27 protein-coding genes and 1 tRNA gene are annotated in these 26090 nt (G+C 33.7%); 25 read left to right on the forward strand and 3 right to left on the reverse strand.

Annotation, left to right across the window (positions count from 1 at the left end):
- Positions 1–134 precede the first annotated feature (134 nt).
- Positions 135–1214, reverse strand: a complete 1080-nt coding sequence (locus ACO05S_RS09860) for a lysylphosphatidylglycerol synthase transmembrane domain-containing protein (protein WP_421917844.1) — start codon at positions 1212–1214, stop codon at positions 135–137.
- Positions 1215–1366: 152 nt separating this feature from the next.
- Here ACO05S_RS09860 and ACO05S_RS09865 point away from each other — a divergent pair, with 152 nt between their 5' ends.
- The 10 genes from ACO05S_RS09865 to ACO05S_RS09910 all read left to right on the forward strand — a co-directional run bounded on the left by ACO05S_RS09865 (position 1367) and on the right by ACO05S_RS09910 (position 11968).
- A complete protein-coding gene (locus tag ACO05S_RS09865; protein WP_421917845.1) occupies positions 1367–3589 on the forward strand; it encodes an amino acid permease in 2223 nt (740 codons plus the stop codon).
- A gap of 1058 nt (positions 3590–4647) precedes the next feature.
- Positions 4648–4752, forward strand: a complete 105-nt coding sequence (locus ACO05S_RS09870; protein ID WP_421917846.1) for a helix-turn-helix domain-containing protein — start codon at positions 4648–4650, stop codon at positions 4750–4752.
- A 513-nt stretch (positions 4753–5265) separates the two neighbouring features.
- A complete protein-coding gene (locus ACO05S_RS09875) occupies positions 5266–5955 on the forward strand; it encodes a HipA domain-containing protein (protein ID WP_421917847.1) in 690 nt (229 codons plus the stop codon).
- A 263-nt stretch (positions 5956–6218) separates the two neighbouring features.
- The gene (locus tag ACO05S_RS09880) at positions 6219–6425 is read left to right on the forward strand and encodes a hypothetical protein (protein WP_421917848.1); all 207 of its coding nucleotides are present in this window, start codon (positions 6219–6221) and stop codon (positions 6423–6425) included.
- Positions 6426–6739: 314 nt separating this feature from the next.
- Positions 6740–7249, forward strand: a complete 510-nt coding sequence (locus ACO05S_RS09885) for a MarR family winged helix-turn-helix transcriptional regulator (RefSeq protein ID WP_421917849.1) — start codon at positions 6740–6742, stop codon at positions 7247–7249.
- Between the two features lie 455 nt (positions 7250–7704).
- On the forward strand, positions 7705–8145 hold the full coding sequence (locus tag ACO05S_RS09890) for a GNAT family N-acetyltransferase (protein WP_421917850.1): 441 nt from the start codon (positions 7705–7707) through the stop codon (positions 8143–8145).
- 6 nt (positions 8146–8151) lie between these two features.
- Positions 8152–9225 carry an alanine racemase gene (locus ACO05S_RS09895; protein ID WP_421917851.1) on the forward strand — a complete coding sequence of 358 codons (1074 nt, stop codon included), beginning with the start codon at positions 8152–8154 and terminating at the stop codon, positions 9223–9225.
- A 27-nt stretch (positions 9226–9252) separates the two neighbouring features.
- Positions 9253–9441, forward strand: a complete 189-nt coding sequence (locus ACO05S_RS09900) for a hypothetical protein (RefSeq protein ID WP_421917852.1) — start codon at positions 9253–9255, stop codon at positions 9439–9441.
- Between the two features lie 228 nt (positions 9442–9669).
- The gene (locus ACO05S_RS09905; protein WP_421917853.1) at positions 9670–11136 is read left to right on the forward strand and encodes a sodium:solute symporter family protein; all 1467 of its coding nucleotides are present in this window, start codon (positions 9670–9672) and stop codon (positions 11134–11136) included.
- Entirely contained in the window at positions 11099–11968 is an 870-nt protein-coding gene (locus ACO05S_RS09910) for an amidohydrolase (RefSeq protein WP_421917854.1), read from the forward strand. The genes ACO05S_RS09905 and ACO05S_RS09910 overlap by 38 nt, the downstream gene beginning before the upstream one ends.
- A 446-nt stretch (positions 11969–12414) precedes the next feature.
- On the opposite strand, the gene ACO05S_RS09915 is transcribed toward ACO05S_RS09910, so the two are convergent.
- Positions 12415–12506 (reverse strand) — tRNA-Ala (locus tag ACO05S_RS09915).
- Positions 12507–12614: 108 nt separating this feature from the next.
- Here ACO05S_RS09915 and ACO05S_RS09920 point away from each other — a divergent pair.
- The 9 genes from ACO05S_RS09920 to ACO05S_RS09960 all read left to right on the forward strand — a co-directional run bounded on the left by ACO05S_RS09920 (position 12615) and on the right by ACO05S_RS09960 (position 21293).
- Positions 12615–13907, forward strand: coding sequence for a tyrosine-type recombinase/integrase (locus ACO05S_RS09920; protein ID WP_421917855.1), 1293 nt, complete (start codon positions 12615–12617; stop codon positions 13905–13907).
- A complete protein-coding gene (locus ACO05S_RS09925) occupies positions 13907–14725 on the forward strand; it encodes a hypothetical protein (RefSeq protein WP_421917856.1) in 819 nt (272 codons plus the stop codon). Before ACO05S_RS09920 ends, ACO05S_RS09925 begins: the two co-directional genes overlap by 1 nt.
- A gap of 227 nt (positions 14726–14952) precedes the next feature.
- Positions 14953–15273 carry a helix-turn-helix domain-containing protein gene (locus ACO05S_RS09930; protein ID WP_421917857.1) on the forward strand — a complete coding sequence of 107 codons (321 nt, stop codon included), beginning with the start codon at positions 14953–14955 and terminating at the stop codon, positions 15271–15273.
- Positions 15274–15279: 6 nt separating this feature from the next.
- A complete protein-coding gene (locus ACO05S_RS09935) occupies positions 15280–15612 on the forward strand; it encodes a plasmid mobilization protein (RefSeq protein ID WP_421917858.1) in 333 nt (110 codons plus the stop codon).
- Positions 15609–16826 carry a relaxase/mobilization nuclease domain-containing protein gene (locus tag ACO05S_RS09940; protein ID WP_421917859.1) on the forward strand — a complete coding sequence of 406 codons (1218 nt, stop codon included), beginning with the start codon at positions 15609–15611 and terminating at the stop codon, positions 16824–16826. The genes ACO05S_RS09935 and ACO05S_RS09940 overlap by 4 nt, the downstream gene beginning before the upstream one ends.
- Before the next feature lie 69 nt (positions 16827–16895).
- On the forward strand, positions 16896–19565 hold the full coding sequence (locus tag ACO05S_RS09945) for a toprim domain-containing protein (RefSeq protein WP_421917860.1): 2670 nt from the start codon (positions 16896–16898) through the stop codon (positions 19563–19565).
- The gene (locus ACO05S_RS09950; protein WP_421917861.1) at positions 19553–20302 is read left to right on the forward strand and encodes a ParA family protein; all 750 of its coding nucleotides are present in this window, start codon (positions 19553–19555) and stop codon (positions 20300–20302) included. The genes ACO05S_RS09945 and ACO05S_RS09950 overlap by 13 nt, the downstream gene beginning before the upstream one ends.
- A gap of 44 nt (positions 20303–20346) precedes the next feature.
- The gene (locus ACO05S_RS09955) at positions 20347–20619 is read left to right on the forward strand and encodes a hypothetical protein (protein ID WP_421917862.1); all 273 of its coding nucleotides are present in this window, start codon (positions 20347–20349) and stop codon (positions 20617–20619) included.
- 461 nt (positions 20620–21080) lie between these two features.
- A complete protein-coding gene (locus ACO05S_RS09960; protein ID WP_421917863.1) occupies positions 21081–21293 on the forward strand; it encodes a hypothetical protein in 213 nt (70 codons plus the stop codon).
- Between the two features lie 1011 nt (positions 21294–22304).
- On the opposite strand, the gene ACO05S_RS09965 is transcribed toward ACO05S_RS09960, so the two are convergent.
- On the reverse strand, positions 22305–22457 hold the full coding sequence (locus tag ACO05S_RS09965; protein WP_421917864.1) for a hypothetical protein: 153 nt from the start codon (positions 22455–22457) through the stop codon (positions 22305–22307).
- A gap of 247 nt (positions 22458–22704) precedes the next feature.
- Between ACO05S_RS09965 and ACO05S_RS09970 the strand changes: the two genes are divergently transcribed.
- From ACO05S_RS09970 to ACO05S_RS09995, 6 genes are all read left to right on the forward strand, one after another.
- Positions 22705–23013: an ArsR/SmtB family transcription factor gene (locus ACO05S_RS09970; RefSeq protein ID WP_421917865.1), complete on the forward strand. Its 309-nt coding sequence runs from the start codon at positions 22705–22707 to the stop codon at positions 23011–23013.
- Entirely contained in the window at positions 23010–23501 is a 492-nt protein-coding gene (merTP, locus tag ACO05S_RS09975; RefSeq protein WP_421917866.1) for a mercuric transport protein MerTP, read from the forward strand. The genes ACO05S_RS09970 and merTP overlap by 4 nt, the downstream gene beginning before the upstream one ends.
- A 128-nt stretch (positions 23502–23629) precedes the next feature.
- Positions 23630–23842, forward strand: a complete 213-nt coding sequence (locus tag ACO05S_RS09980; RefSeq protein WP_421917867.1) for a GDCCVxC domain-containing (seleno)protein — start codon at positions 23630–23632, stop codon at positions 23840–23842.
- Positions 23843–23853: 11 nt separating this feature from the next.
- Positions 23854–24267 carry a Fur family transcriptional regulator gene (locus ACO05S_RS09985; RefSeq protein ID WP_421917868.1) on the forward strand — a complete coding sequence of 138 codons (414 nt, stop codon included), beginning with the start codon at positions 23854–23856 and terminating at the stop codon, positions 24265–24267.
- 71 nt (positions 24268–24338) lie between these two features.
- Positions 24339–24644, forward strand: coding sequence for a DUF6660 family protein (locus ACO05S_RS09990; RefSeq protein ID WP_421917869.1), 306 nt, complete (start codon positions 24339–24341; stop codon positions 24642–24644).
- 83 nt (positions 24645–24727) lie between these two features.
- Positions 24728–25678 (forward strand): hypothetical protein, encoded by a 951-nt coding sequence (locus tag ACO05S_RS09995; RefSeq protein WP_421917870.1) that lies wholly within the window; start codon positions 24728–24730, stop codon positions 25676–25678.
- Positions 25679–26090 lie beyond the last annotated feature (412 nt).

Below are 26090 nucleotides of genomic sequence, written 5' to 3' on the forward strand. Positions count from 1 at the left end.
CTGCTAAATTTAATAATATGCAAGTTACATCCTTTAGTTGAATCTGGAATAGGATTATGCTAAAACTTTATAAAGTTTTGATTAAAAAAAGGTTTTTATCTATTAAAACCCCTAATCGCTTGTTTGATATGTTTTTATGACTTGTTGCTTTTAAAGTGCGTTCTAATCCATCTTGGCAATAGGTATACGCCAATAAATAGGTAAGGATAATATGATATTAAACGCCATATAAGTGCCATGCTTGCAGCAAGGCCTGTGCTTGGCAGAAAATCTCCCAGATATTGAGTGAAAACCCATTCCGAAAATCCACTTCCTCCCGGAGTAGGACTAACCAGCATCATAATCCACATGACCAATTGTCGAGCAAATATCATGATGTGATCGGCGAAAGTATAACTATCCAACATAAATGCAACCAGCATAGCATTTACAACCCAATATCTGGCTGTCCAAGACCAGAATGTTGCCATAAAGGCTTTTAGCCAAAATAAAAAAGGTTTTTGTCTAAGTTCTTTAGAGCTGTCGATAATATCGCTACCGGCTTTATTGGCTCCATGTTTCCATTTTCGTAAAACCGGCAATTTAAAAATCCATAGAAGTAACCATTTTAGTCCTCTGGGGTTCCAAAACAGTCCGTAGGTAAGAACCATAAGGTAGATAAGCTTTACTGTATATCCCCCAAGGGCAAAATACAATAATGAATCAAGCCAAATGGAGTGTTCGGGAGATGCAACCATAAACAACTGTTTTACATTTAATAGTAAAATCAGTAATGGGAACATGATTATAAAATAAAGTTCGTCGAGAAATGATGTTGACATGACAACTGCAGAACTTTTGCCAACTTTAAGCCCCTCTTTGTTAAGGTATAGAATGGCAACCGAAGTACCACCAATGGCCGAGGGTGTAATTGCGGACGTAAATTCCCAAAGCATGATAATGCGAAATACTTTTCCCCAAGAAAATTTTCTGTCAGTAAGGATTCTTAAGCGAGCCATATAACCGAGGTCGCGAATAAGCATCATAAGCAGAGCAATGCAGAGCCAAAATACCGAATACCATGTAAATTCGATTAAAGAAAATGTATTTACATCTACCTCTTTAACCAGCATGTAGATAACAACGGCTATTCCAATTAAAATTGGATAAATAATCCTACTTGGTTTAACTCCATCAAGCAGTTTCTTTGATGTGTTTGCTTTCTTTGTTGTCATGCTAGGTTATATGGAAAAATAAAATTACACAAATAAAAAACTTATATCACAATGAAGTGGTAAAGTATTTGTTAAAATTATCCAAATATAACCAGACTTAGATATTCCATCCTTTTTTCTATTTTTAGTAGTCTAATTTTATACAGCTTACTATGTCGACAAATACTTCAATTCAAAAATTTGGAACAGCTCCTGTATTCTTCACCGCAATTTCTACCATATTAGGCGCCATATTATTTTTAAGATTTGGATATGCAGTCGGTAGCTTGGGTTTTTGGGGTGTTATACTAATAATACTACTTGGCCATGCAGTTACAATTCCAACTGCTTTAGCAATATCAGAAATTGCTACCAATAAAAGAGTAGAAGGAGGCGGGGAATACTTTATCATATCCAGATCTTTTGGATTAAACATTGGTGCAACCATTGGTATGGCTTTGTTTATGTCGCAAGCCATTAGTGTTGCTTTTTATGTTATTGCTTTTACCGAAGCTTTTGAGCCAGTTTTTAATTGGGTGCAAGAAACATACGGATATCAGCTGCCCAGACAAGTAATTAGTATTCCGGCTATGCTTTTGCTTTCGGCTCTGATATTGAAAAAAGGTGCAAATCTGGGGGTAAAAGCGCTTTATTTTGTTGTTGCCATTCTATTTATTTCACTGGCTTTATTTTTTCTGGGATCTACAGAGTATTCAGCAATTAGCGATTTTAACTTATGGAATGCCGATTTTAAGAATGCCGATAGTTTTTTTATTGTATTTGCCATTATATTTCCGGCTTTTACAGGAATGACAGCCGGAGTTGGATTGTCGGGAGATTTAAAAAATCCATCGAGGGCGATCCCATTGGGAACAACTGCGGCAACATTAATAGGTATGATTATCTATTTCTTTATTGTATATAAATTAGCAGGATCGGCAAGCAGCGATGAACTGATAGGAAATCAGCTAATCATGTCTAAAATAGCCTTAGGAGGAAGCGTAATTATTCCCTTGGGTTTGGCAGCTTCTACAATTTCATCGGCAATTGGTTCGGTAATGGTGGCTCCAAGAACTTTGCAGGCTCTGTCTATCGATAAATCTTTTCCTTCGAAAGGCTTGAATTCTTGGTTGGCAAAAGGACGGAATAAAGATGGTGAACCTATTAATGCATCGCTAATTACATGCATTATCGCATTGGTTTTTGTAGCCCTTGGAGATGTAAATGCGGTTGCTGAAATTATTTCCATGTTTTTCATGCTTACCTATGGTGCACTTTGTTTAATTTCTTTTTTAAATCATTTTGGATCATCGCCAAGTTACCGACCTTCTTTTAAGTCTAAGTGGTTGTTGTCTCTTATCGGATTTTTAATTTCTATTTGGGTGATGTTTAAAATCAATACACTTTATGCTTTTAGCGCAGTTGTTTTTATGAGTTTGATTTATTTGTTTATTAACCGATATCACAAAAACAGAAATGGATTGGAATCGATTTTTTTAAATTCCCTATATCAGTTAAACCGAAACATGCAGGTATTTTTACAAAAAGCAGGAAAGAAAAAAACAAGGGAATGGAGGCCAAGCGCAATTTGTATTTCTAAAGATTCGTTTGAACGTGATACGGCATTTAAATTATTGAATTGGATTTCGTATAAATATGGATTTGGCACCTATTTACATAGAATCGAAGGTTATTACTCCAAAGCAACCTACCAACAATCGCAAAAGGAGTTAAACAAACTAATTAACAGTTTCGATAAGGTCGAAAATCATGTATATATCGATACTATTATTTCTCCCTCATATACCTCGGCAATAGCACAGGCCATTCAGTTGCCCGGGATAGCCGGTATGGAAAATAATATGGTAATCTTTGAGTTTGATAAGGAATTGCCGAATCGACTTGATTTGATTATCGAAAACTACTCTTTGGCACGTGCAGGAAATTTCGATTTCTGTATTCTGGGAAGTTCGCGACGAAAATTCAATTATAATAATAATATCCATGTCTGGATAAAATCATCAGATACCGATAATGCAAATTTGATGATACTTTTGAGTTTCATTATTGGAGGACATCCGGATTGGAACAAGGCAGATATTAAAATATTTAATATTTGTAAGGAAGATCAGGCGGGCGAAACAAGAAAACAGCTTAATGATTTGGTTGAGAGTGGAAGATTAGCTATTACAAATTCAAATATCGAAATCATACATGAGCAGCAAGATGTTGCTTCACGCGAAATTATAAATGAAAGATCGGCTGAGGCCGGATTAACGATTTTGGGATTTAGAGGAGAAAGCCTGAAGCATGAAAAATCAAGATTGTTTAAAGGCTATGATGGCTTGGGAAATATCTTATTTATTAATTCTAATAGCAGAAAGGATATTAACTGAAAAAAAAAGTCCGGGAACCACCCCGGACTTTACTCTAACCCATTTTAATCTATGAAAACCTAATCCTCTCGGAAAGGACAGTACAAATGTATGCATAAGTTATTTTCCCGCACAAGAAAAAGTGTTAAAGAAGGTTAAATCCTTAGTTAATTAATGTGTTTTCCTCGCATGAGCCAGAGTAAAATTATCGGTAAGTTCCGCAAAAATTATACATGCAAATATTTACCGGAAATCGCCAAGCCCCTGCTAAGCTTATACTTGTTCTTGTTCTGGTGGTAATCCTATTATTGGAATTACAATTGCGCCTGAGCGTCTTAAAATGAGTGGATACATATTTATGCTCGATCTCTACAATATCATTTCTCCACAATTTAACGAAGCTTTGTTCGTATCATTATCTTTTTAATTAATGCAAAGCCAAAGTGTTATATTTATCGATTTATACACTAACATTATCCATTTAATTATAAAACTTCCGAAAGAATTATTATTAAAATCAAATAAGGATCAATTCGTACCGCCCTAAAAGTTTTGAAAATATCATCTAAGTTCAACTCGGAAGGTGATTGTACCTACTCGGATGGGTAAATTGTTAACTTTTATGCCATTTGGGCTGACTCGGATGGGTCTGTACCCTACTCGTATGCCATTTTGGCTGACTCGGATGGGTCTGTACCCTACTCGGACGCTATTGTACCTGACTCGTATCGGTAAATACTGGGCTGAGGTCGAATTCTGATTAACTAAATGTAATGTTGATTGGAAAGTTTGCAGCTAAAAAGAGATGTTTAGAGCTTATAAAATAACTCCACAAAATAAAGAGGCTGCTCAATGTAGACCTATAATCATCTGTATTTTAAACAACAATAAGGATAGTTTACAGGTTTACACAGAAAAATCAAAAACATTACATACTTAGGAAAGAGTTTAATTTACATTATACCCTTACGGGTATATTAACGGTGAAAGGTGACATTTTTTGTACCCGATAGGGTATAATTTGATGGATTCTTTTAGTTTTTATATTCAATAAGGTATAAAAACTAAAAGATTAATTTATGTCGCTATCAGAATTTGTAAAACAGAAACGTAAATTATTAAACCTTACTCAACAGGATTTCGCAGACAAAGCTGGAGTAGGTTTAAGGTTTGTTCGTGACTAAGAGCAAGGCAAAGCAACTTTAAGAATGGATAAGGTAAATAACGTGAGTTCGACGTAAAATTCTATCCACAGAAAGTTATATTAGGGATAGATTTGCATTAAAAATTTGGAAAGAATAGCGGGCTATTTTGAGGAATTTTTAATGTGAAGATATCGTAAAGAGAACTTTCCATTATTTGTTTGCCTGCTTTCGGCATAAATTTCCTCAAATCTTCTTGAAATATCCCGATATTCCTTCGAAAATTTGATAAAATTTCTACTCAAAATCAGATCAAACTGTGAACGAATTTTACGTCGAACTCACGTTAAATAAGGTTTTAATTTTGTTTGGTAAAGAATTAGGACCTGTACCTATTAATAAATCTGAAATTCAATGAGAAAAGCAAATGTTGGACTTGGCTGATCAGGTAATAAAAAGTTTGATTGCACTTACTGGTGTTCAGCCAAAGTTATCACTAGAAATATCAGGTGTTAAGTAAAAGCACTCCAATAAAAGATTTACCATTGTCGGGTTGTGGGGTGGATACATATTAAACAGTTTCCATTTCTTCCTGAATTAGAGGATCTGACAATGAATCTTGCTAAAGTTTCGAAGATAAATAAAGTTCCACATTCTTTGATTCGATTAAAAAATGGCAAGTTGGCTTATATTACAAAACGTATAGATAGGGTAAAAGGGAAAAAACTCCATATGGAGGATATGTGCCAGCTCACGGAACGAATGACGGAATTTAAGTATAGGGGATCTTACGAGCTGATAGGAAAGGCAATTTTAAAGTATTCAAGTAATCCGGGTTTGGATTTGATCAATTTCTTTGAACAAGTTGTATTTTCTTTTTTAACGGGAAATACTGACATGCACTTAAAGAACTTTTCGTTAATAAATCAACCAGACATGGGGTATGTATTAACTCCAGCATATGATATGCTATCTGCAGCTTTGGTAATGGAAGAGGATGATGAAGATTTGGCTCTAACTCTTAATGCAAAGAAAAAGAAAATTAGGCGAAAAGATTTTGAAGCTAGTTTTAATCTATTTGAAATCCCACAAAAGGCACAAGACAAAATCTTTGCTAAGTTTCAGAAAACATTTCCATCCTGGTTCGATCTTATTGAAGTAAGTTTTCTTTCACAAGAAATGAAGGAGCAATATATCGCTTTGATTCACGAAAGAGCATATAGGTTAGGTATGCTAATTTCTTAAATCTGTGTAAACCAGATGCTATTTGAAAATCAGCTAGTTAATAACTCATGTAAACAGTGTAAACCCTAATGTTACCCAGTAATTAGTTGTGTTTCAGTTTGTAGCAAAGGAGGTTTGCAGGTTTAAACAGAAAATTGTAATACACACTATACTACACAAAAATGTTGTTCAATTCATAAAGGATGCTTTACTAAAATCTACATCTATGGTGAAAATGATTGCAACTTACCATGTACATATCTTTAGTTCTTAACCAAGGGAATATGAAAAATAGTATAATCAATGATGCTTTTGTTTCAGAACAAGCAGCTTTAATTGAGGCACACGAAATTGACTATTGGATATTTGGATATCATCATGTTAATGTGGAAGAATTTGAATTGTATAATACAAAGTTTCTCACCAATCAGTTGGGATATGTTTCGATTGGGGAGCATTATAGCTATAAAACGAGTGTTATAAATATTTAGAATTGATAGAAAAGGGAATAACTAAGTTTTAATTTAGGAAATTTCCAGTGACAACAAATAAACTTTTTTTAAATCGCTTCTGGCGAAGACCAGATCTTTAATTGATGAACAAACAAGTTAAGGTTACTTACTCAATTGCTAGCTACAATATTAAAAGCTTTGAATATATAATATACAGCTTAAAAGTTCATTTTTATTTGAAGACATGCTAAAGCTTCATTTATCTGTGATAATTAAACAATGAATGTTATTTTAGTGATAGAATCACTATTTTTGCAAAACATTAAGGCAAGAAGTTACTTACATATAGATCTATGGATTATAAGAATATCATTATAAAAATTAGACGAATTGTTCGTTCGATTAACCTTGAGTCTAAGAAAATTCAAAAAGACTATGGGGTAAGCATTCCACAAATTTTGTGTTTGGAATACTTAAAGGGTTCTCCTAATTATCAGGAAACACAAAAGTCTATTCGTGCTCACTTAAACTTAAATTCAAGCACAGTGACAGGAATTATTAGCCGACTTGAGAAAAAAGGATTTCTTGCTCGTTTGCCAAAGACTGGTGATAGAAGAACAACGGTAATTGCCTTAACTTCACTCGGAGATCAACTACTAAAAAATACACCTGATTTATTGCAGCAGCGGCTAGCTATAAAGCTGAAGAAAATTGCCGATTCAGATCTGGAAAAAATAGAAGAGACCTTGGAAATCCTGGTAAATATGCTTGAGATTGAAGAACTGGAAGCTTCTCCAGTACTTACCGCAGAAGATATCATCAAAGAAGAACTAAATTCTGAAGAAGAAAATATAGATTTGTAGAAAGCAGGTCATAGAATTCATACCAAAGCTGTCATAACATGATGGCTTTTTTTGTGCCTGTTTCTTGTAAATTATTAATGAATTGTTTTAGGATTCTCATTCTGGTTTGAAGAAGAATTGTTTGCTTTATCTGAAGCCTTTTTCTTTTTAGAATACTTCTTTTTTGCTCTGATCATTTTGCCACTTTTTCCAAAGTATGTCTTTATAGATTAACAACCCTAAGTAATAGCTCATTGCTTATGATTTTTACAAGATAAAAGTTCTATGCAAACAAAATATATACAAGAAATAAGATTTGCAAGTAATTTAAAGTAAAGTTGCATTATGAATGCAGGTCATATAAGTGTCGTATGTGTTGATGTGTTGCAATATATCATTAATGTAATCATCTTTTGCCTAAGCCAATTGAATTGTTATATTTGTTCTATAGAAACAAAAAACTTAAATGTATAAGTATGATTACTATTAAACTTATGACTTCCTTTCTTCGCCCCGATGCTTATGAAAAGAAAGAACTGCTTAATTTTCTCCATGAACATCTTGAAGAGTATGGCGATGACAAGGCGGATATTGAAAAAGCAATGCAATATGCATTAAAAGAAATGCCGTCGATGGGAGGATTTATTCTAGCTGCAAAATTGGACAATGAAATTGTTGGAGCTGTAGTGGTAAATAGAACTGGAATGGAAGGGTATATACCTGAAAACATACTTGTATACATTGCATCACACAAGAATCGCAGAGGAAAGGGAATTGGTAAAAAACTAATGGAAGAAACCATAAAAATTGCGAAAGGTTCAATTGCTTTACATGTTGAGCCGGATAATCCTGCAAAACATTTATATGAAAAAATGGGATTTGAGAATAAATACCTTGAAATGAGGTTCACAAAATAAAATGTAATGGCATTTGTAACTCTTAATACTTCCAAATTACAAGAAAACTACTGTTTTTTGGATAAATTATTTAAAGAAAATAGCATTCGATGGACCGTGGTTTCAAAATTGTTGTGTGGAAACAAATTGTTTTTGGAAAATTTAATTTCCTTAGGAATTAAGAGTCTATGTGATTCCAGGGTTTCTAATCTGAAAATGATTAAGAAACTAGATCCCAACATTGAGACGATTTACATAAAACCTCCCCCAAAATTATCTGTTAGTGAAATTATTAAATATGCAGATGTTAGTGTAAACACTGAATTAAAAACCATCGATTTACTTTCTCGTGAGGCTTTAAAGCAAGAAAAGAAGCATAAAATTATTATCATGATTGAAATGGGAGAGCTAAGAGAAGGAGTAATGCGTGAAGATTTTATCGACTTCTATAAGAAGGTTTTTGATTTGCCGAATATTGAAGTGGTAGGCATCGGAACAAATCTAACTTGCTTAAATGGTGTGCTTCCTAACGAAGATAAATTAATACAGCTTAGTTTGTACCGACAACTTATAGAGGCCAAGTTTGATAAAAAAATCCCTTTGGTTTCCGGGGGGTCATCAGTAACCATTCCGCTTTTGCTTCATGATATTTTACCTAGGGGTGTCAACCATTTCAGAGTTGGTGAATCATTGTTTCTGGGTACCGATGTATACAACGACACAGCTCTTGAAGGATTAAATACCGATGTGTTTAAATTATATGCTGAAATTATTGAGCTAATAGAGAAACCTATGGTGCCCGCAGGCGAACTGGGCACCAATGTCGAAGGTGAAAGTCATTCATTGGAGGTCGATCAAATGGGTGAGACTTCTTATCGGGCAATTATCGACTTGGGAATGTTGGATGTAGATAGTAAACACATCAACCCTAAGGATAACTCAATAGAACTTGTCGGGGCTAGCTCAGATATGTTGGTAGTGGATTTGGGAGATAATAAAAATAAGTATAAGGTAGGTGGTTTAATTGAATTTACTATGGATTATATGGGCGTTTTGCGCATTATGTCTTCCATGTATATTGAAAAAAGATTAGTTGAATAAACTTATCGTTATAAAAGAGTATTGTAAATGAGAAATAATAAAATATTAGAGGAGGAAATAATAGAATTTGTTCGTTTAAATCAACCTGTAGGTTTGGGCCATATTTTAGCAGGTTTAAATTTGTCACATTATTCCGGTGCAAAAATTGTTCTTGGCCTAATTCAAAAGGAGAAATTAAAATATTCAGATAGTGGAAAGCGAATTCTGATCAAATAGTCAATACTAATTAATTTCAACGAAAGTCGTTTTTTAGGTAATTGAGATGTACTAAGTCAATATTTTTTTCCATGTTATAGAAGTTATTCCCAATTGCTTAAAAATGCATAACGTCACCAGGAACATGGTGACGTTATTTAATTTGGTGGAACAAATATTTAGCTCAGGGATATGACTTATAAGTAAGAAGTGAATACTAGTACTTGTGTTATATTATAACTTTTTTCTATGCATATTATTGATATTATCATTTTTGTCATCTACTTCACAGCTATGCTGGGTATTGGAGTTTATTTCTTTAAGAAAAATGAAAACAATGAAGACTACTATGTTGGTGGCAGACAACTTGGTGCATGGCATATAGGATTATCTGTTGTGGCTACCGATGTAGGTGGAGGGTTTTCAATAGGATTGGGAGGTTTGGGCTTTGCTATTGGACTTGGTGGATCCTGGATGCTATTTACTGGCTTGGTTGGCGCGTGGTTAAGTGCCGTTGTACTAATTCCTATTATCAGTAAGCTTTCCCAAAAAAATAAACTATTTACATTTCCTCAAATATTCGAGTACTTCTACAACCATAAGGTAGCACTTATTGCCGGAGTAATTTCGGCAATTGGATATATTGGATTTACAAGCTCACAACTTCTGGCCGGTGCTAAATTGGCATCAGCTACTTTTACCGAAATTGATTTGAATGCCGCATTAATAATAATGGGCATGCTTGCAGTGGTTTACACCAGTATAGGTGGTTTAAAGGCTGTAATTTATACTGATACGGTACAGTGGATTATTTTAATGGCAGGACTACTATTTATTGGACTACCTGTATCATATTACAAAATAGGTGGAATAGAAGTAATCAGAACAACACTTGGAAAGGAATTTCTTTCATTGGGGAATGTATCTTGGCAACAAATTGTGAATTGGGGAATTACGATTATACCCATTTGGTTTGTTGGAATGACCCTATATCAGCGTATTTATGCCTCCAAAAATGAAAAGGAAGCAAAAAAGGCATGGTTTATTGCCGGGTTGTTCGAATGGCCATTAATGGCATTTATGGGGGTGACTTTAGGGCTGTTTTCTCGTGTAGCTTATGAAAATGGAATGTTCGCAGACTTTGGAAATGCATTAGGCACGACTTTAGATGCAGAGATGGGATTGCCTGTTTTGCTTAATACAGTTCTTCCTGCAGGTATCATGGGACTAATGCTATCGGCTTATTTTTCTGCTATTCTTTCAACCGCTGATAGTTGTCTTATGGCTGCTTCTGGAAATGTACAAACAGACATCTTAGGGAAAATCTTCAAATTTAAGCAAAATGCTAAATTTCAATTGAGAGTTTCACAGGTTATTACACTTGTGATTGGAGGGTTGGCATTGTTCCTTGCATCACGAATGACTAATGTACTTGAGTTAATGCTTTACTCTTATGCGTTTATGGTATCAGGTTTGTTTGTTCCAGTAATTGCTGCATTGTATGGTAAAAGACCTAATGCCACCGCAGCTATATCTTCTATGATTTCAGGAGGTGTAACTACAGTTCTTTTAACCACTTTAAACGTTAAGTTGCCATTCGATTTGGATGCAAATATTTTTGGGATATCAACTTCTGTTTTTGTTTATCTAATTTCCTCATTAATTTATAAGAAAAAATATGAGAAATATAATCGCATTAAGACGAGAAATACATAAATATCCTGAGCTCTCTAATAAGGAATTTGAAACATCTGGGCGCATTGCCAGTTTTTTTCAAAATCTGTCTCCCAATCAGATTGTAAAGCGTGGTTCTACAGGGCTTGCCTTTGTTTTTAATAAAAAGGAAAGTGGAAAAACCATAATGTTTCGTGCCGAACTTGATGAATTACCAATTACTGAAGCGAACAAATTGACCTATGCTTCGGCCCTTAATGGAATAGCGCATGCATGCGGACACGATGGGCACATGGCAATCTTTTCGGGCCTTGCAAAAAAAATATCAGCTCATCCACCTCAGAAAGGTAAAGTTGTTTTACTTTTTCAGCCAGCAGAAGAAGTCGAACATGGAGCATATGATGTAATTAATCTTCCTGATTTTATTACAATACAACCGGATTATATATTTGCCTTACACAATATTCCGGGAGAGGAAAAGCATAAAATCCTAATCAAAGAAGGTAGTTTTTCTGCTGCCTCAAAGGGATTAACTGTTAAGTTAAATGGTAAAACTTCTCATGCCGCAGAACCTGAAAACGGAATTAATCCTGCTCAGGCAATATCTAAAATAATTCAGGAACTTCACCAGCTAAAAAATCGGAAAAACCAATTTGAAGATCTCATCCTTTTAACAATTATTCATATCCAATTGGGAGAAGTGGCTTTTGGAACTTCAACTGGATATGCAGAAATCAGAATTACTCTTCGTTCTTTTAAAAACAATGATATGGATCTGCTTTCAAGTCAGACCGAGCAAAACATTAAACGAATTGCAAGAGAGAAAAACCTAAAATTTACACTGAAATATTCAGAAGTTTTCCCGCTACAGTGAATGATAAGGAATGTGTTAAATTCATTCAGGAAGCTGCCAGGGAAAATCAGTTGTCAATGGAAAGCATTTCAAAACCATTTTAAATGGTCAGAAGACTTTGGCTTTTAAACCCAAAAATACAAAAGAGGTTTTTTTGGGTTGCGAGCAGGAATCAATCAAGCTACTCTGCACAATCTCAATCACAACTTCCCTGATGAGATTATAGATACAGGAATAAATGTATTCTTTTCAGTATATCACAAAATCACTTGTAAATAATCCGAAACGCTAACCATTACAAAACAATTGAACAATGCAAGGAAGCTCATTTATTACCCTTAAACGAGAAGCTCTTCAAAATAATATTCGATTCCTGAAGAAAATAGCTGTTGGAGGTTTGGAAATCTGTTTGCGAAGAAACAAAAAGCGGTCACGACATAAATGCCATAACCGCTTTGATTTGAGGGTGGAGAGTACCGGAATCGAACCGATGACCTTTTGACTGCCAGTCAAATTCCTTTATTACATTGTTTCTTATAGTTACCTATAGATGTTGGATTTTATAGGGCTTTTAGTTAGTTTTGTTATAGTTGATATTTCAAAATAACTAGTTGTAGATAGATTTTGTTAGTTATTTTGTTAGTGCAAAATCTATTTAAATATTAAAATGTCGGAAAAACTACCTGTAATTGTTCATCCAGAAATTAATGAAGAAGCTTTAAGAAGTGAAAAGGGAGTTTCATTAGTGGCATTTCTAGATACAGTTCGAAAACGAAAAGATGGAACATCTTCTGTAAAGTTAAAAATAATTCATCAACGCTATCCAGCTTATTTTACAACTAAAATTTCTTTAACAGAGAAGGATTACTTGAAGTTATTTGAACGAAGAATAAGTTCTGATCTAAAAGAGAAAAAGGTTATTATTCATACATACTTAATGAGAGCATATTCCATCATTAATATGATGGATGAATTCTCTTTTAGTGAGTTTAAAGAGCATTTCAAAAAGAAGCGTGTTGATGCAAAAAGTGTCTACACTTATTACGAAAGATACATAGCTCAATTAAAATCGGAAGATAGGCTAGGAACTGCCCAGAATTATGAGTACTCCATGAAAAAGCTAAAAGAATTTCATGGCAAGAAAACTATTGCATTTGAGACAATTACTCCAACCTTTTTAAGAAAGTATGAGAATTGGATGTTAGCAAAAGGTCATAGTAGAACTACAGTTGGGATCTATTGCCGTCCTTTAAAAAAGATAATTAATGATGCTATTGAAGATGGTATTCTTGATAGTAAGAAAAGTCCGTTTGGAGATGTTAAAAGAGGTCGTTACAAATCACCCGAACCTGAAAACCCTAAGAAAGCTTTAACACTTGAAGAAATTGGGAAGATTATCAATTATTCTCCGGAACCTGGGTCACCAGAACATTATTACAGAGATATGTGGGTGTTTTCTTACTTGGGGAATGGTATCAATATGAAGGATGTTTGTTTGTTGAAATATAAAGACATTTATGCCGATAGTATTGTATATGCTCGTGAAAAGGTAAAGAATACAAATCGTTCGGCTAAAACAATCTCCATTGCACTAATTGATAAAAACAAGGAAATAATTGAACGTTGGGGTAACCAATCAAAGAAGAAGAATGATTTTATTTTTCCTATTCTCGAGAGAAAACCAAATGAGGAGGAAATAAAGAAAAAAGTGCAGCAGTTTGTTAAGCAAGTGAATAAGTATATGAAACGGATTTCTGAAAAATTGGAATTAAATGTTTCGGTAACCACTTACTATGCGAGACATTCTTTTGTTACTGTACTTGTGCGTTCAGGTGTTGATATCCATACAATAGCTGAAAGTGTTGGCCACTCCAGTATGAAAGTAATTGATAAATATATCGCGAGTATCTCTAATGAAGAGAAAGTGAAGAATGCTAATAAACTTTTAAAATTTGAATGATGATTGCACCTATAAAAGTACCTCTAACCAGAGATCAAATTTATTCTAAAATTAAGAAAGCAAATGTTGAATTTCTTTCTGATGATTTTGAGATAAAAGAGGGTGATATGAAATATGATTTTAATAAACTGAAAAAGGAAGTAAGGGCACTTATTTGGTATCTAAATCAAAATACTCAGAGTACTTTCAGTAATGATACTATTGATAAGATGATAGATATTATAAGAAGAAAAATGAGGTATCTTGAATATAAGTATACGGAGAAAAATGAAGATGATGATTTATATGGTATCCATGCAACACACTTTAATGAAGATGAATTATTGAAGTATACTTCTTATTTGTTTTATCACTTAAGAAATGACTTTGTACTTTTATATAATGAACTTGATGAAATAGCTGGATACATGAATACTATAGGAAGGTTAAAGAGTCAAGTTGAAGCTGAAAAAAATGGGAAGGACCAGATTATGGAACTTTTTGGAGCCCTAGGTAAATCGGAAGAGTATGCGATTGAGAAGATAGCGCAGGGAAAGAATAAGGAAAGAATAGTTTGTATGTATTGTTTTTATAATGGAATTAAGATAATTAAAGATAATGCAAGTAGGATAGGAGGTAAGTTTGAGGTTAAAGCATCACAGAAACTTGAATATATGTATATGGATGTAGAAAAGGATTGTAAAAGAGTTGGTTTTAGTCGTTTTGCTTCAGATTTCTTATTTGTTTATCCATTGTTGGATTCTAATGCTAAGGAAAAGGCAGATAAAGATGTTATACTGTATAAAGAAAAGATGAAGGTAGATTTATTTGTTAATTAATAATTATTAATAACTGATTTAAAGAGAGTATTCCTCAAAAGGAATACTCTTTTTTGTTGAGCGTTAAAGCTAATTGTCTTCAAATGAAGGCTTTCCTAATTTATTACTAGTAAGAAATTAGGAATAAAAGTTTGTTGTAGTAGGTTTTATCTATCATTGTATCATACACTATGTTGTGTTGATTAGTAATAATAGTTAATGGATATTAATAGTAAAAATAGTGAGATATGAACAGTGTAATAGTAGTAAGTCCAAATGACTTAAAAGAATTCATAGAGGTCGCTGTTAAAAATGTTTTATCAGAACAGCCATTAAAAGAGAATTCTAAAAAGATAAATGAAGTCCTTGTCTTGTCAGAAGCTGCAGAATATTGCAGAATGCCTGTTCCAACATTTAGGGAATATTTAGGGAGGAGAGAAATCAAAGGAGCAAAAATAGGTAAGTCATGGCGATTCTTCACAGAAGATTTAGATGAGTTTATGCATAAATATAAAGTTAAAACTCACTCTGAAATAGATAAAGAAATTGATGATGAATTGTCTAAGTAATTTAATATGGCGAGACCTAGAAAATTGCAAGAGGAATTACGTATTCATCAGCTAAATATTCGGTTAACAGATAGCGAACAATCCTACGCTTTAAAACAGGCTGAGATGGCAGGTTTATCTCCTGCTAATTGGATAAGAACTTCAGCATTCTCAAAAAAGGCTTTACAGATAAAAGTTTCTCCAATGCATCGAGCCTACTATCGGCAATTGGTAGGCTTAGGGAGTAATGTGAATCAGTTGACTAGAAAAATTAATCAGCATCAGTATCCAAAAATTTATCAGCAATTATTGGAGGTGAAAAGTTTATTAGTAAAGATTAATGAAGTGTTTCATAAATGATAGGTAAGCAGGTTACAGGCACTTCCTTCCGATCTGTTTTAAACTATAATGAAGAAAAAGTCAAAAAAGGCGTTGCTGAAATAATTGGTAGCAATATGCTCTGCAGAGATTCTAGATCCTTAGCAAAAGAGTTTGGTATGATTAGAGCCTTAAAACCCAATCTTTCTAAGGCTGTTTATCATGTATCATTAAGCATTTCTCCTGAAGAGAATCTAACCAATGATCAGTTTCAGGAGCTAGGGGAGAAATATCTCGAAGGAATGGGCTATCGAAATAGTCAATTTGTGATTTATCGTCATACAGATACGGAATGTCCCCATATTCATATTATTGCTAATCGTATCGATATGGAAGGTAAAGTTGTTAGTGATAAATGGAATTTTAAACGTTCTGAAAATATAATTCGAGAATTGGAAATAGAATTTGGGCTTCAACAAGTAAAATCATCTTCTGAGGCAAAAGAAAAAGCTCTTTCTAAAGGAGAGTTTGAATTTAATAAGCGAACAGCTTTAGCACCAATAAAAGTCCAATTGCAGGAAATGATAAAAGAAGCTCTAAAATTTAGTGCAGATCAAGAGCATTTTCAAAATATTATGAATCAAATGGGCGCTAATGTGCAATTTCATAAATCAAAATCAGGACAAACTTTTGGTATAAGTTTCGAATATGAAGGAGTTTCGTTTAAAGGTTCTAAGCTAGGAAAAGCTTATTCCTGGAATAAAATAAAAACTCAATTAAATAATGGAAAAGATAAAACAGCAGGCCAGACAACAATTAAAGGAGAAGACAGAGCTCTTAGATCAGCAGGTACAACGCTTGCAGAATACAAACAGGAAAAACATACAAGAATTAACAGAGGCTCTTCTTCCCATTACTGCAAATCTGAATGGGATAGTACTTTCGATAAGACAGGAAGTGTTCGAAACTCAAGTGCAACAAAAGAATCTAAGTCAAATGATTCAAAAGGCAGAGTTCCAGATCGAAAAAATGAAAGAAGCAAGCAAAGAAGTTCAGGCAGCCAGAATATCACTAAAAATGAAAGCATATCTATTCTCCTTGCTAGTGGGAGTGATAACTGGGGCGATGATTTTTCTCGCCTTGTTTCTGAACTTAATAATAAACAACTAGAAAACAACTATGACAACTCTGAGAAAGAGAAAAAGAAAAAACGGAAGAAGAAAAAGTTAGATTCCTCAAAGGGAATGAGTATGTAGAAAATAAAAAAAAGGTGAACGCCACATTCACCTATAATTTAAATACGCCACATTATTCATGTGTAATCTATGAGCAAAAATAACAAAAATGGATCTATTAACCTAATAGATAGGATAAATCAAAGTCCTGAAATGCAATTGAAAATTATTCAGCATTTTTTTCCACAAGCTACATTAAAGAAAAAGTTTAAGACTCACGAAGAGAAGACTCCCTCTACATCTATTAAATTAAGTGATGGTAAATACTGGCTAAAGAACTTTGCTTCTTCAGATAAGGCAATGGATTGTTTTAATATTGCAAGGGAGAAGTTAGAAGTAGAAATGTCGGAAGTTCTTAAATATTTGACAAGTAATCTATTTCCTGAGTACTGCTATAAGGAATATGGTACAAAACCTAGAACTGTTGTCGAAAAGCAAATTTTTGCAATAAAAAACAATCCAATAACTCAAGCTAAAGCTTATCTTGAAGGGCGAGGTATTGGATGTGATAAATTACCATCCAATTCCTTTTATCAGAACAATTCAAAAAATGGAGTGCTAGATGGAATAGTTTTTCTGGATTCAAAAGAAAGATTAATAAATAAGAGATATTTTGAAGACAAAGAAGGACGAGGTAATTATCTTAATCAAGGTGATTTAAACGGGTCTTTATATACTAAATGTTATCAAGAAAACAAGGATACTGTTTTTATTACGGAAGGTGTTATAAATACTTTGTCTTTGTATCCTGTTTATTCAGGTATAGCAATCTTTAGTGCTACTAATAAAGTTTCAAAGTCAGGAATTGCATCATTTATTCAAAATAAAAAGGTTGTAATAGCATTAGACAACGATAAAGGAGGGAATGAAGCTGCTGAAATTCTCTATCAGAAAATAATGAAATGGGATATATCGGTAATTTCTATTCACAAATTGATAGTTCCAGAGGGGAAGGATATAAATGATCTTTTAAAGGATAATAATTTGTTCTCTTTCTTAAAGCAGGTTAAAAACTACAAGCAGCTTTACCCTGAATATATGTCCAATTCGGAAGATGAGAAAAGAGACATTAATGATGTTGGATTTTTTAAAAGAAATAGCTGTTACTATGTAGAGGATCAATTTAAAGGGAAAGTGCGAGAGAGAAGAATTTCTAATTTTATCATGAAAGTTCTTTACTTTTTACCGGATGGATCGGATGATGCTAAACGAATTTTTTTAATTCAAAACAGATCTGGTAAATCTGTACTTTTAACAATATCTTCAAAAAATTTAAACTTAAAATCATTCAAATCCAGTATTGCATCGGTTGGTGGTTTTTCCTTTTTGGGGTCACAATACGAGTTGGATGTTATTCTTGAATCGTTAAGGGAAAGGGAGGAAACAGCCAATAATATTGACATATTAGGGTATCAAACCGAATATAATTTGTATGCCTTCAGTAATGGAATAATTCATGAAGGAGGTTTTTGTAAAGTTGATAGGTTTGGTGTTGTAAAAGTTAATGGAAAATCTCTATATATTCCAGCTTTTAGTATAATTAACAAGCATTCTATATGGTATGACAAGGAAAAAAGATTCAAATTTTTATCTGGTAGGATAAAATTTGCGGAATGGGCTGATTTACTCTATAAAGCTTATCATGATAAAGCAGTGGTTGGAATGTGCTTTGTGATAGGGGGATTATTTCGAGATTATATATTCAGGGAATTGGGCTTTTATCCTTTTCTATTTCTATTTGGGGATTATGGAGTTGGTAAAACTACATTTTCAGAATTCTTCTTAAGCTTATTTGGACCAGGGAGCAGAGGGATTTCACTAGAGGGAGGATCGACTTCTAAATCCGTTGCGAGAAGTGCGGATCAACAACGAAATGCCTTATTGTATCTTAAAGAGTTAAACGCAAAAATTGAATCTAAAATTACAGGATTCTTAAAGACTGCTTATGATGGTGATGGATATTCAAGAGCTCAACTTTCCAATGATAACAAGACTCATGATATTCAGGTTAATTCAGCAATCATGTTAGATGGAAATTACTTGCCTACCATGTCATCAGCCTTGTATAGTAGAATGATCATTATAAACTTTTCGAGTCATCTCTTTTCAGATGAAGAAACAGAAGCTTTTCAAATTCTTAAAAAAGAGGCAAAAGCTGGTTTTGGTAAAGTGATATTAGAAATATTGAATCACCGATCACATTTTGTTAGAGAGTTTAGGGAACAATTCGATCTTGTTTATCATGAATTGAAGTTTCAGAATTCAAAAACTGCAAAATACTCTGAACGAAATGTAAAGCATATTACTTTGCTCTTAGCGATTTATAAAATAATGAGTGTTAAGTTGAATTTTCCAATGAAATACGAAGAGTTGTATGATTGCTTATTGGAAAATGCAAGAGAGCAAGAAGAGTCATTGCAACGTGTAGGTGAGATTAATCAGTTTTGGGAAGTAGTTGAATCACTCAAATCTGAATCTAAATTGAAAAAGCAACATTTTGGGTTCATTCAGCATGATGGAAAAGAATTGTTAGGAATCCATTTCAAACTAATATATCCATTGTACAGAAGGTTCTGTCTTAATCAAAATCAACCATCTCTAGACTCTGGAACATTATTGGCCCTATTGAAAGACCAGAAGTCATTTGTAAAGACCTGGCAAAAGGGTCGAGTTGATTCTCATACAATTAAAGGATTAGGAAGTGCATATTTATTTGAATTTGAAAAATTACCATTAGAAAAAGAATTATGGCTAAAATAATATCAATCATCAATCAAAAAGGAGGAGTGGGGAAAACAACAACCACCTGTTCACTAGCTACTGCCCTCAGTTTAAAAGGAAAGAAAGTATTACTTGTGGATCTGGATCCGCAATCCAACCTATCTCAATCGTTGGGAATCGGCGATTTCGAAAATAATATATATCAAGCTTTAAAACGGGAGTCTGAATTTTTACCAATAGAGGTTATGAATAATTTAAGTCTTGTTCCATCTTGTATGGATTTGAGCGCATTGGAAAACGAAATGAATAATGAGCCAGGCAGGGAATATCTACTTAAAGAACTGTTAGAGCCAGTTAAGGATCAATATGACTTTATTTTAATTGATTGTTCTCCTTCGATTGGTTTAATTGCATTAAATGCTCTTTCTGCTTGCGATACATTTATAATTCCGGTTCTTCCCCATCATCTGAGTATTCAAGGTTTAAGTGGGTTAGCAGATGTTGCTAAAAAAATTAAATCCAGAATTAACTCAAGATTAAAACTCGAAGGAGTGCTTATTACTCAGTTTAGCCATCGTAAGGTTTTACATCGTGATGTGCAGATGGCTTTGAAAAATCATTTTAAGGGAAGGTTATATAACACCACCATTCGAGAGAATATCTCTCTTGCAGAAGCACCTTCTGCTGGCTTAGATATTTTTCGATATGCACCCAATAGTAATGGAGCTGAAGACTATTTAAAGCTATGTGAGGAATTTTTAAGCAAGCAATCTTAATATTTTTCTAATTGATACCATAAACACCATTAAAACCATATACTATGGCAGGAAAGAATTTTAAATCGGGTATTGATGGATTATTACAGGCCAGCACTTCCGAAAAAAAAGAATCTGATAAAGAAAAAAATAAAACTGTTAAAAAAATAAAGACGGGGATTAAAGCAACTTATTACTACAATGCAACACAGTTGGATAAAATAAAAGCAATTGCCTATTACGATAGAAAACCTATCGGAAAAGTGATTGAGGAGGCATTGGAAGAGTATATTCAATCGTATAAGAACATGACCAAAGCCCAAAAGTTAAAGCGTTAAAACTGTTTAAATTAAAAGGAAAGAATCTGCTGTATGGTGGATTTTTTTTTGCCTTGAATTAACTTCATTATAGAAAAATTGAAATTTCATTGTAAACCTGTAAATCATTATGGTGTTATTGGTTATAAGGTATATATAATCAGTCGTTTGTGTGATTGCATTAAGGTTTACAATGGGTTTACACAGGTTTACATGGGATTTTAATGTAAAGATAATTAATGGATTATGGGTTTACATTGTTTTTTCTTTATCAGATTCTTTTTTGGATTATTATATTGTGATTGTATAAGGCACATATTAACGCATGTCCTGAGATGAAATATCCACAAGCACAGATTGATTTTTTTTGAAACCTGAAGCCGCTAAAAAGAGCAGTTGAAGCTTTTCAAAAACTACCCAAGCTGAATGATTCTGAAGTTTGTATTTTGTCAGCTCCATCTGAAATGAATCCTTTATCCTATATGGAAAAAAGAATTAGGGTTGAGAGTCGTCTAGTATATGGAGCGGTGAATAAATTGACTCTTTCGCCAAATAAAGCATTGTTAAAAGGCGATTATTTAATTGATGATTATATCGAAGGAAAAGGTCAGGGTCAGGTTGAAGGAAAGCTAATAAATTTTGGATCTGATGAGTTTCCAGATTGGGATTCTGTATTAAAATACTTCTTGATTTAGTAATTTTTTATCAGAGTGATTTGCGAACAACATTTGGTTAAGAGCAAGCCATGTTTTAGCTACGGAAAACCCTTGCACAACTACTTGAAATTTTCTTCACATTCGTTTGAAAAATTATTACTCGGTACAGCTCGTAAGGATGAAAATATTATACTGTAAGGGAAGAAATTGAAAGACTAAATTTCCAGGATGGTCAATCGCAGAATTATTATTCCGAACAATTAATCTAGTTAACAGTTTCCTATTAAGATAATCTAATTTATTCTGATAAAACAGCTCTTTTTGTTCGTTTGACTATTGAGGTGAGATACTATTGAATTATTGAAAAGAAGAGCCATTGTTGAATTAGGTGAATATATTAATCTTGTATTAATATAATAACGAAAACCTTGATGTAATATTAAGGAACATCGAAAGGCTGCACCTAAACATTGATATTTTCTTTTGAAACGAATTTACCAAAAGTTCGAATCCCACTTCCTTCTAATTTTAGTAATATGGGCGTTTCAGTTGTGATGGGAGGATCTTGTGCAAACAAAGTCGTTGCTGTGAAAACAATTATGAATTTAATTATCAATCAGTCATAGATAATGTTTTAAGTGGTATATTCCTTCGATTGGATCTTTTCTTTATTATTGCCATAAATCAACAATTTCCTATTCCTGCCTTAACTAAAGTGTCTTTTTTGATTTCATATTTTCACAGCAACCTAATAGTTTCCCGTCAACTGTAATGGCAGGAAATCTTTTAACTACATATCCCTTTATTTTGGTAAGACAAATTTTAGTTTCGCATTGATCTGAAAGATTATGAATAGTGATTTAACAAATATCGACAGCTATATCTCTTACTAATTGCACAACAGGTTCACACATTGGGTAGACTGCTATAAAGGTTTCGATTTGTCGTTTCATATTTTTTAAGATTTAGTTAACCGAGGAACAAAGATGAGATGACAGAGATGGCGGTAAACAAATTCATTCAGGAAAATCACTCTTATTGAGAATTGTACTACCTTAGCTGTTCTTCAATTTGACGAATTTCTTTCAACTTTTCGGTCACATCATCCAATTGCAGGTGTGGGAATTCCTCCATTAAATTATTCAATCTGTTTTTTATGTCTTTTGTTAAGTCTTTGGGTAATTGATATCCCTCTTGTTCCATTATATCGGTTTTTTTCTAGCTGATAAGGTGTGTTGTTTGTTGTGCACGCTCATCATGGTTACTCCAGAGCTTCTTTTAATTTAGGTCACTCTTATATAAGCACTTCCCGATTAAGCTGCAATCATTTAATCATTTGCTTAAATGTTTATTTGTTTTTAAATTTGCTTCAGCAAAAAGGATGGATATGAAAACTATGACGTGTATACGAAAGAAAGCAGACCCTGTGAAGATTTCCAAATTTTCAAACGTGATTAACACTAACAAATCGAATTTTACCAGGGTAGGCAAACAATTGAGTCTGATTGGAAACGAAGTCCGCTTAAAAATTCTTTGGCTGCTTCAGCAGGGTGAACTATGTGTTTGTGACTTAAGCGACATCTTAAAGATGACCATACCTGCCGTTTCCCAGCATTTAAGGAAGCTTAAGGATTTGGAAATGGTCGACTTTCGAAGGGAGGGAAAAACACTCTACTATTTTATTCATCCTCAAATGTCCGATATAATCGTTCTTCTTTTAATGGAATTTGCAAATAAATTAGAAACTGAAACCGTATGAAAACCCAAGAATCAACCAGAAGGGTAATAGGAGTTAGTATCCTCTCCTCAGTTGCAGCCTCGCTTTATTGTATAACCCCTGTATTGGTATTACTTACAGGAAGCAGCGGTCTAGCATCTACTTTTTCGTTTATGGAACCGGTGCGCCCCTATCTCATTGCTTTAACAGTGATTGTATTGGGCTTTGCCTGGTACCAAAAATTGAAACCCCGAAAAAGCGAGTCAATTGAATGTGCCTGTGACAAGAAAGAGAAGAAAACTCCCTTTGTTCAAGGTAGATTCTTTTTGAATCTGGTTACCCTCTTTATTGCTGTAATGCTTGCTTTTCCCTGGTATTCTCAGGTGTTTTACCCTGAAGCAAAAGGAAACATCACTATTTTGGAAAGCTCTAAAATTGAAATCGTGAAAATGGACATTAAAGGTATGACCTGCATCAGCTGTGAATCTCATTTAGTATATGAGGTGTCCCAATTTAGGGGATTTATTTAGGCAAGTGCTGATTATGCTACAGAAGAAGCATCTGTTACATTTGATAACACCAAATTCTTGATTGACAGTATAGTTTTAGTGATTGATAAAACTGGGTATAAAGTAATTGCAATTAAAAGAAAAAACTAATGAAGAAAACCATCGAACTACATTCTGTCTTTACTTGTCCTAACTGTGGGTACCAAAAAGAGGAAGAAATGCCCACGGATGCTTGCCAATTTCTCTATGAATGCAAGAATTGTAAGGCTTTGCTTAAACCGAAGCCAGGAGACTGCTGTGTTTATTGCTCCTATGGGGCGGTTCCATGTCCTCCGATTCAAAAAAATAAAAGTTGTTGTTAATTTGGAAAAAAATGATCTCGGAATTAGATAATAAACTCAAATCCAAAAATATTAAACCAACCGCAATGCGTAAGTTGGTTCTACAGATGTTGGTCAAGCAAAAGACGGCCATCAGTCTGCCTGAATTGGAGCTACAATTTGAAAAAGTTGACAGGGCTACTCTTTACAGGACATTAAAAACCTTTGAAGAGAAAAAACTAATCCATCGTATTGAGGATGGATCCGGGGCAGTAAAATATGCTTTGTGCCATGAAAAATGCAATTGCTATCCGGAAGATCTGCATGTCCATTTTCTTTGTACTAAATGCAATCATACATATTGCTTGGAGGAAATTCAAATTCCTGTTATCAATCTTCCACATGGTTTTGTTCTTGCAAGCGTAAACATGGTGGTAAAAGGAATCTGTTCCAATTGCAAGAAATAACTTTGCAACTCAGTTGCACAAACTTTTTCCGATATTTGTAGTAGGAATTTAAAGCAACTGATTATTTAAGTATGAAATTCATAGCAGTCATATTATCGGTGTATGTAATGGTTTTAACAGCCATGCCTTGTGATGATGTACATGCTGCTGATACTAGTTTAGTTGTTTTGGAATTACTCGAGCAAAACCAGTATCACTCATATGATGTTGATTTATGTTCTCCCTTTTGCTTCTGTGTTTGCTGTCAAACACACCCCAATCCTGTTGCATACTTTACCTTCCAAATTGATTTTGCAGGTTTTAATTTAATAATGCCATCAATTGTACAGAATGAAAGGGAATGTATAATTTCATTCTTTCGACCTCCCAAAGTTTAATTCAGTTTTATTTTCTGGTGGACATGAGAAGAATACTTGTGTCTTAATGAATTGTAGCTATTTATTTTATAAAACTGAATGCCATGAAAACAATAAGATTAATTTTATCAATTGCAATGGTATTTTTCATTTCGATTGGAAATACTAACGCTCAATTTAGGGTAAAAAAGAAACACTTACAGGAAATTGATTTAGAAAATACTCCTGTATATGTTCAAACACTGGAATCCATTGTAAACCAAAATGAACCATTCACAGAATGTGATGAAAAAAACACTGCCCAAACTCTTAATAAACATGACGACATGCTGTTTAGGAAAGTTGTTAAGGACCATTGGTATCTTCCAAATTTAGCAGGAGAATTAAGTCGCAAAGAGATTGAAAGAAAACTTAAGGCAGAGGAAGAAATTTGGTACATTGCTTTCAGTAAACATGCAGATAGTTTCTTCTACAGAAGGAGTGCTAAGCGAAATTCTTACTTCAACTATTCACATTATGAATTATCTCTAGTCGAAAACAAAATTGAAGTCATCTCAATTCCATTAGTCAGTGAAGAATTGTCTGAGCTTGAGTTGCACTTTGCCATTAAAACCCTCCAAAGCATTATCAATAAAGTGGAGGCATTCAAAAACATCCGGCAGTATGCCAATAAGATTAATTCAAATGCCAAAATAATCTCAGAAAAAATACTATTGGTATCTGAAAATTTAACTGGCTATTCTCAGGAATATCTTCAGCAATTCTATGAGGGACAAGTAAAAATTGCAAGTGAAAAAGAAATTCTTCAGGCTATTCACGATAAAGATGGACAATATGCCTACCTAATGATTACTGTTAATGATTCTTCGGAGGAACCATCATTTAACCACATTATTCTTGATTGCGGTAAAAATGAACCTTTATTGGTCCTTAGAAATTGCACCTTTTATTCAAAGCTCTGTGAATATACTTGCAGATTTCAACAACACTCTAATAAGTTAGAATTCCTGTTTGGTTTTCATTTTAAGAAATACCAAAGGATTATAGACTCATAAATAACTATTTGGGACCATGGCTACCAGGAAATTAAACAAAAAACAATTGAGGGACATGCAAATTGTTGAAAACAAAAAATTCAATAAAACCCTGTTAACTACCTTCAGTTTGTTTTTCCTGTTTCTAATATTGATTCTGTTTTTTTCACTTATTGGTGTGATACCAAAATTCCTATAGAAAATTCGCATTATACGCAAGACAGTTCCTAAACATTTGGTTTGTATGTCTAGTGATCGTTTGCAATATCACGAAAGCTCAAAAGTTGTGTATGCAAACAGAGTATTCTATATCTGTAGTACCAGATGCCATCAACATCTAGTTAACAACTTTCGGGAACTTGCCTTTGTTACAGATGCATTTTCCTGTAAAACCATCAGTAAATCCAATGCCGCAATTAGCTTGAAAGAGAAG

Source organism: Marinifilum sp. (assembly GCF_965230805.1).
Classification (GTDB): domain Bacteria; phylum Bacteroidota; class Bacteroidia; order Bacteroidales; family Marinifilaceae; genus Marinifilum.

What these genes read in the sequence shown, in the direction of transcription:
- ACO05S_RS09930 (WP_421917857.1), top strand. Translation starts at nt 14,953, where the DNA reads ATGAACAGTGTAATAGTAGTAAGTCCAAATGACTTAAAAGAATTCATA.
- ACO05S_RS09900 (WP_421917852.1), top strand. Translation starts at nt 9,253, where the DNA reads ATGAGAAATAATAAAATATTAGAGGAGGAAATAATAGAATTTGTTCGT.
- ACO05S_RS09985 (WP_421917868.1), top strand. Translation starts at nt 23,854, where the DNA reads ATGATCTCGGAATTAGATAATAAACTCAAATCCAAAAATATTAAACCA.
- ACO05S_RS09920 (WP_421917855.1), top strand. Translation starts at nt 12,615, where the DNA reads ATGTCGGAAAAACTACCTGTAATTGTTCATCCAGAAATTAATGAAGAA.
- ACO05S_RS09995 (WP_421917870.1), top strand. Translation starts at nt 24,728, where the DNA reads ATGAAAACAATAAGATTAATTTTATCAATTGCAATGGTATTTTTCATT.
- ACO05S_RS09870 (WP_421917846.1), top strand. Translation starts at nt 4,648, where the DNA reads ATGTCGCTATCAGAATTTGTAAAACAGAAACGTAAATTATTAAACCTT.
- ACO05S_RS09925 (WP_421917856.1), top strand. Translation starts at nt 13,907, where the DNA reads ATGATTGCACCTATAAAAGTACCTCTAACCAGAGATCAAATTTATTCT.
- merTP (WP_421917866.1), top strand. Translation starts at nt 23,010, where the DNA reads ATGAAAACCCAAGAATCAACCAGAAGGGTAATAGGAGTTAGTATCCTC.
- ACO05S_RS09945 (WP_421917860.1), top strand. Translation starts at nt 16,896, where the DNA reads ATGAGCAAAAATAACAAAAATGGATCTATTAACCTAATAGATAGGATA.
- ACO05S_RS09960 (WP_421917863.1), top strand. Translation starts at nt 21,081, where the DNA reads ATGGAAAAAAGAATTAGGGTTGAGAGTCGTCTAGTATATGGAGCGGTG.
- ACO05S_RS09890 (WP_421917850.1), top strand. Translation starts at nt 7,705, where the DNA reads ATGATTACTATTAAACTTATGACTTCCTTTCTTCGCCCCGATGCTTAT.
- ACO05S_RS09905 (WP_421917853.1), top strand. Translation starts at nt 9,670, where the DNA reads ATGCATATTATTGATATTATCATTTTTGTCATCTACTTCACAGCTATG.
- ACO05S_RS09860 (WP_421917844.1), bottom strand. Translation starts at nt 1,214, where the DNA reads ATGACAACAAAGAAAGCAAACACATCAAAGAAACTGCTTGATGGAGTT.
- ACO05S_RS09965 (WP_421917864.1), bottom strand. Translation starts at nt 22,457, where the DNA reads ATGGAACAAGAGGGATATCAATTACCCAAAGACTTAACAAAAGACATA.
- ACO05S_RS09950 (WP_421917861.1), top strand. Translation starts at nt 19,553, where the DNA reads ATGGCTAAAATAATATCAATCATCAATCAAAAAGGAGGAGTGGGGAAA.
- ACO05S_RS09865 (WP_421917845.1), top strand. Translation starts at nt 1,367, where the DNA reads ATGTCGACAAATACTTCAATTCAAAAATTTGGAACAGCTCCTGTATTC.
- ACO05S_RS09955 (WP_421917862.1), top strand. Translation starts at nt 20,347, where the DNA reads ATGGCAGGAAAGAATTTTAAATCGGGTATTGATGGATTATTACAGGCC.
- ACO05S_RS09935 (WP_421917858.1), top strand. Translation starts at nt 15,280, where the DNA reads ATGGCGAGACCTAGAAAATTGCAAGAGGAATTACGTATTCATCAGCTA.
- ACO05S_RS09895 (WP_421917851.1), top strand. Translation starts at nt 8,152, where the DNA reads ATGGCATTTGTAACTCTTAATACTTCCAAATTACAAGAAAACTACTGT.
- ACO05S_RS09990 (WP_421917869.1), top strand. Translation starts at nt 24,339, where the DNA reads ATGAAATTCATAGCAGTCATATTATCGGTGTATGTAATGGTTTTAACA.
- ACO05S_RS09980 (WP_421917867.1), top strand. Translation starts at nt 23,630, where the DNA reads ATGAAGAAAACCATCGAACTACATTCTGTCTTTACTTGTCCTAACTGT.
- ACO05S_RS09880 (WP_421917848.1), top strand. Translation starts at nt 6,219, where the DNA reads ATGAAAAATAGTATAATCAATGATGCTTTTGTTTCAGAACAAGCAGCT.
- ACO05S_RS09940 (WP_421917859.1), top strand. Translation starts at nt 15,609, where the DNA reads ATGATAGGTAAGCAGGTTACAGGCACTTCCTTCCGATCTGTTTTAAAC.
- ACO05S_RS09885 (WP_421917849.1), top strand. Translation starts at nt 6,740, where the DNA reads ATGGATTATAAGAATATCATTATAAAAATTAGACGAATTGTTCGTTCG.
- ACO05S_RS09910 (WP_421917854.1), top strand. Translation starts at nt 11,099, where the DNA reads ATGAGAAATATAATCGCATTAAGACGAGAAATACATAAATATCCTGAG.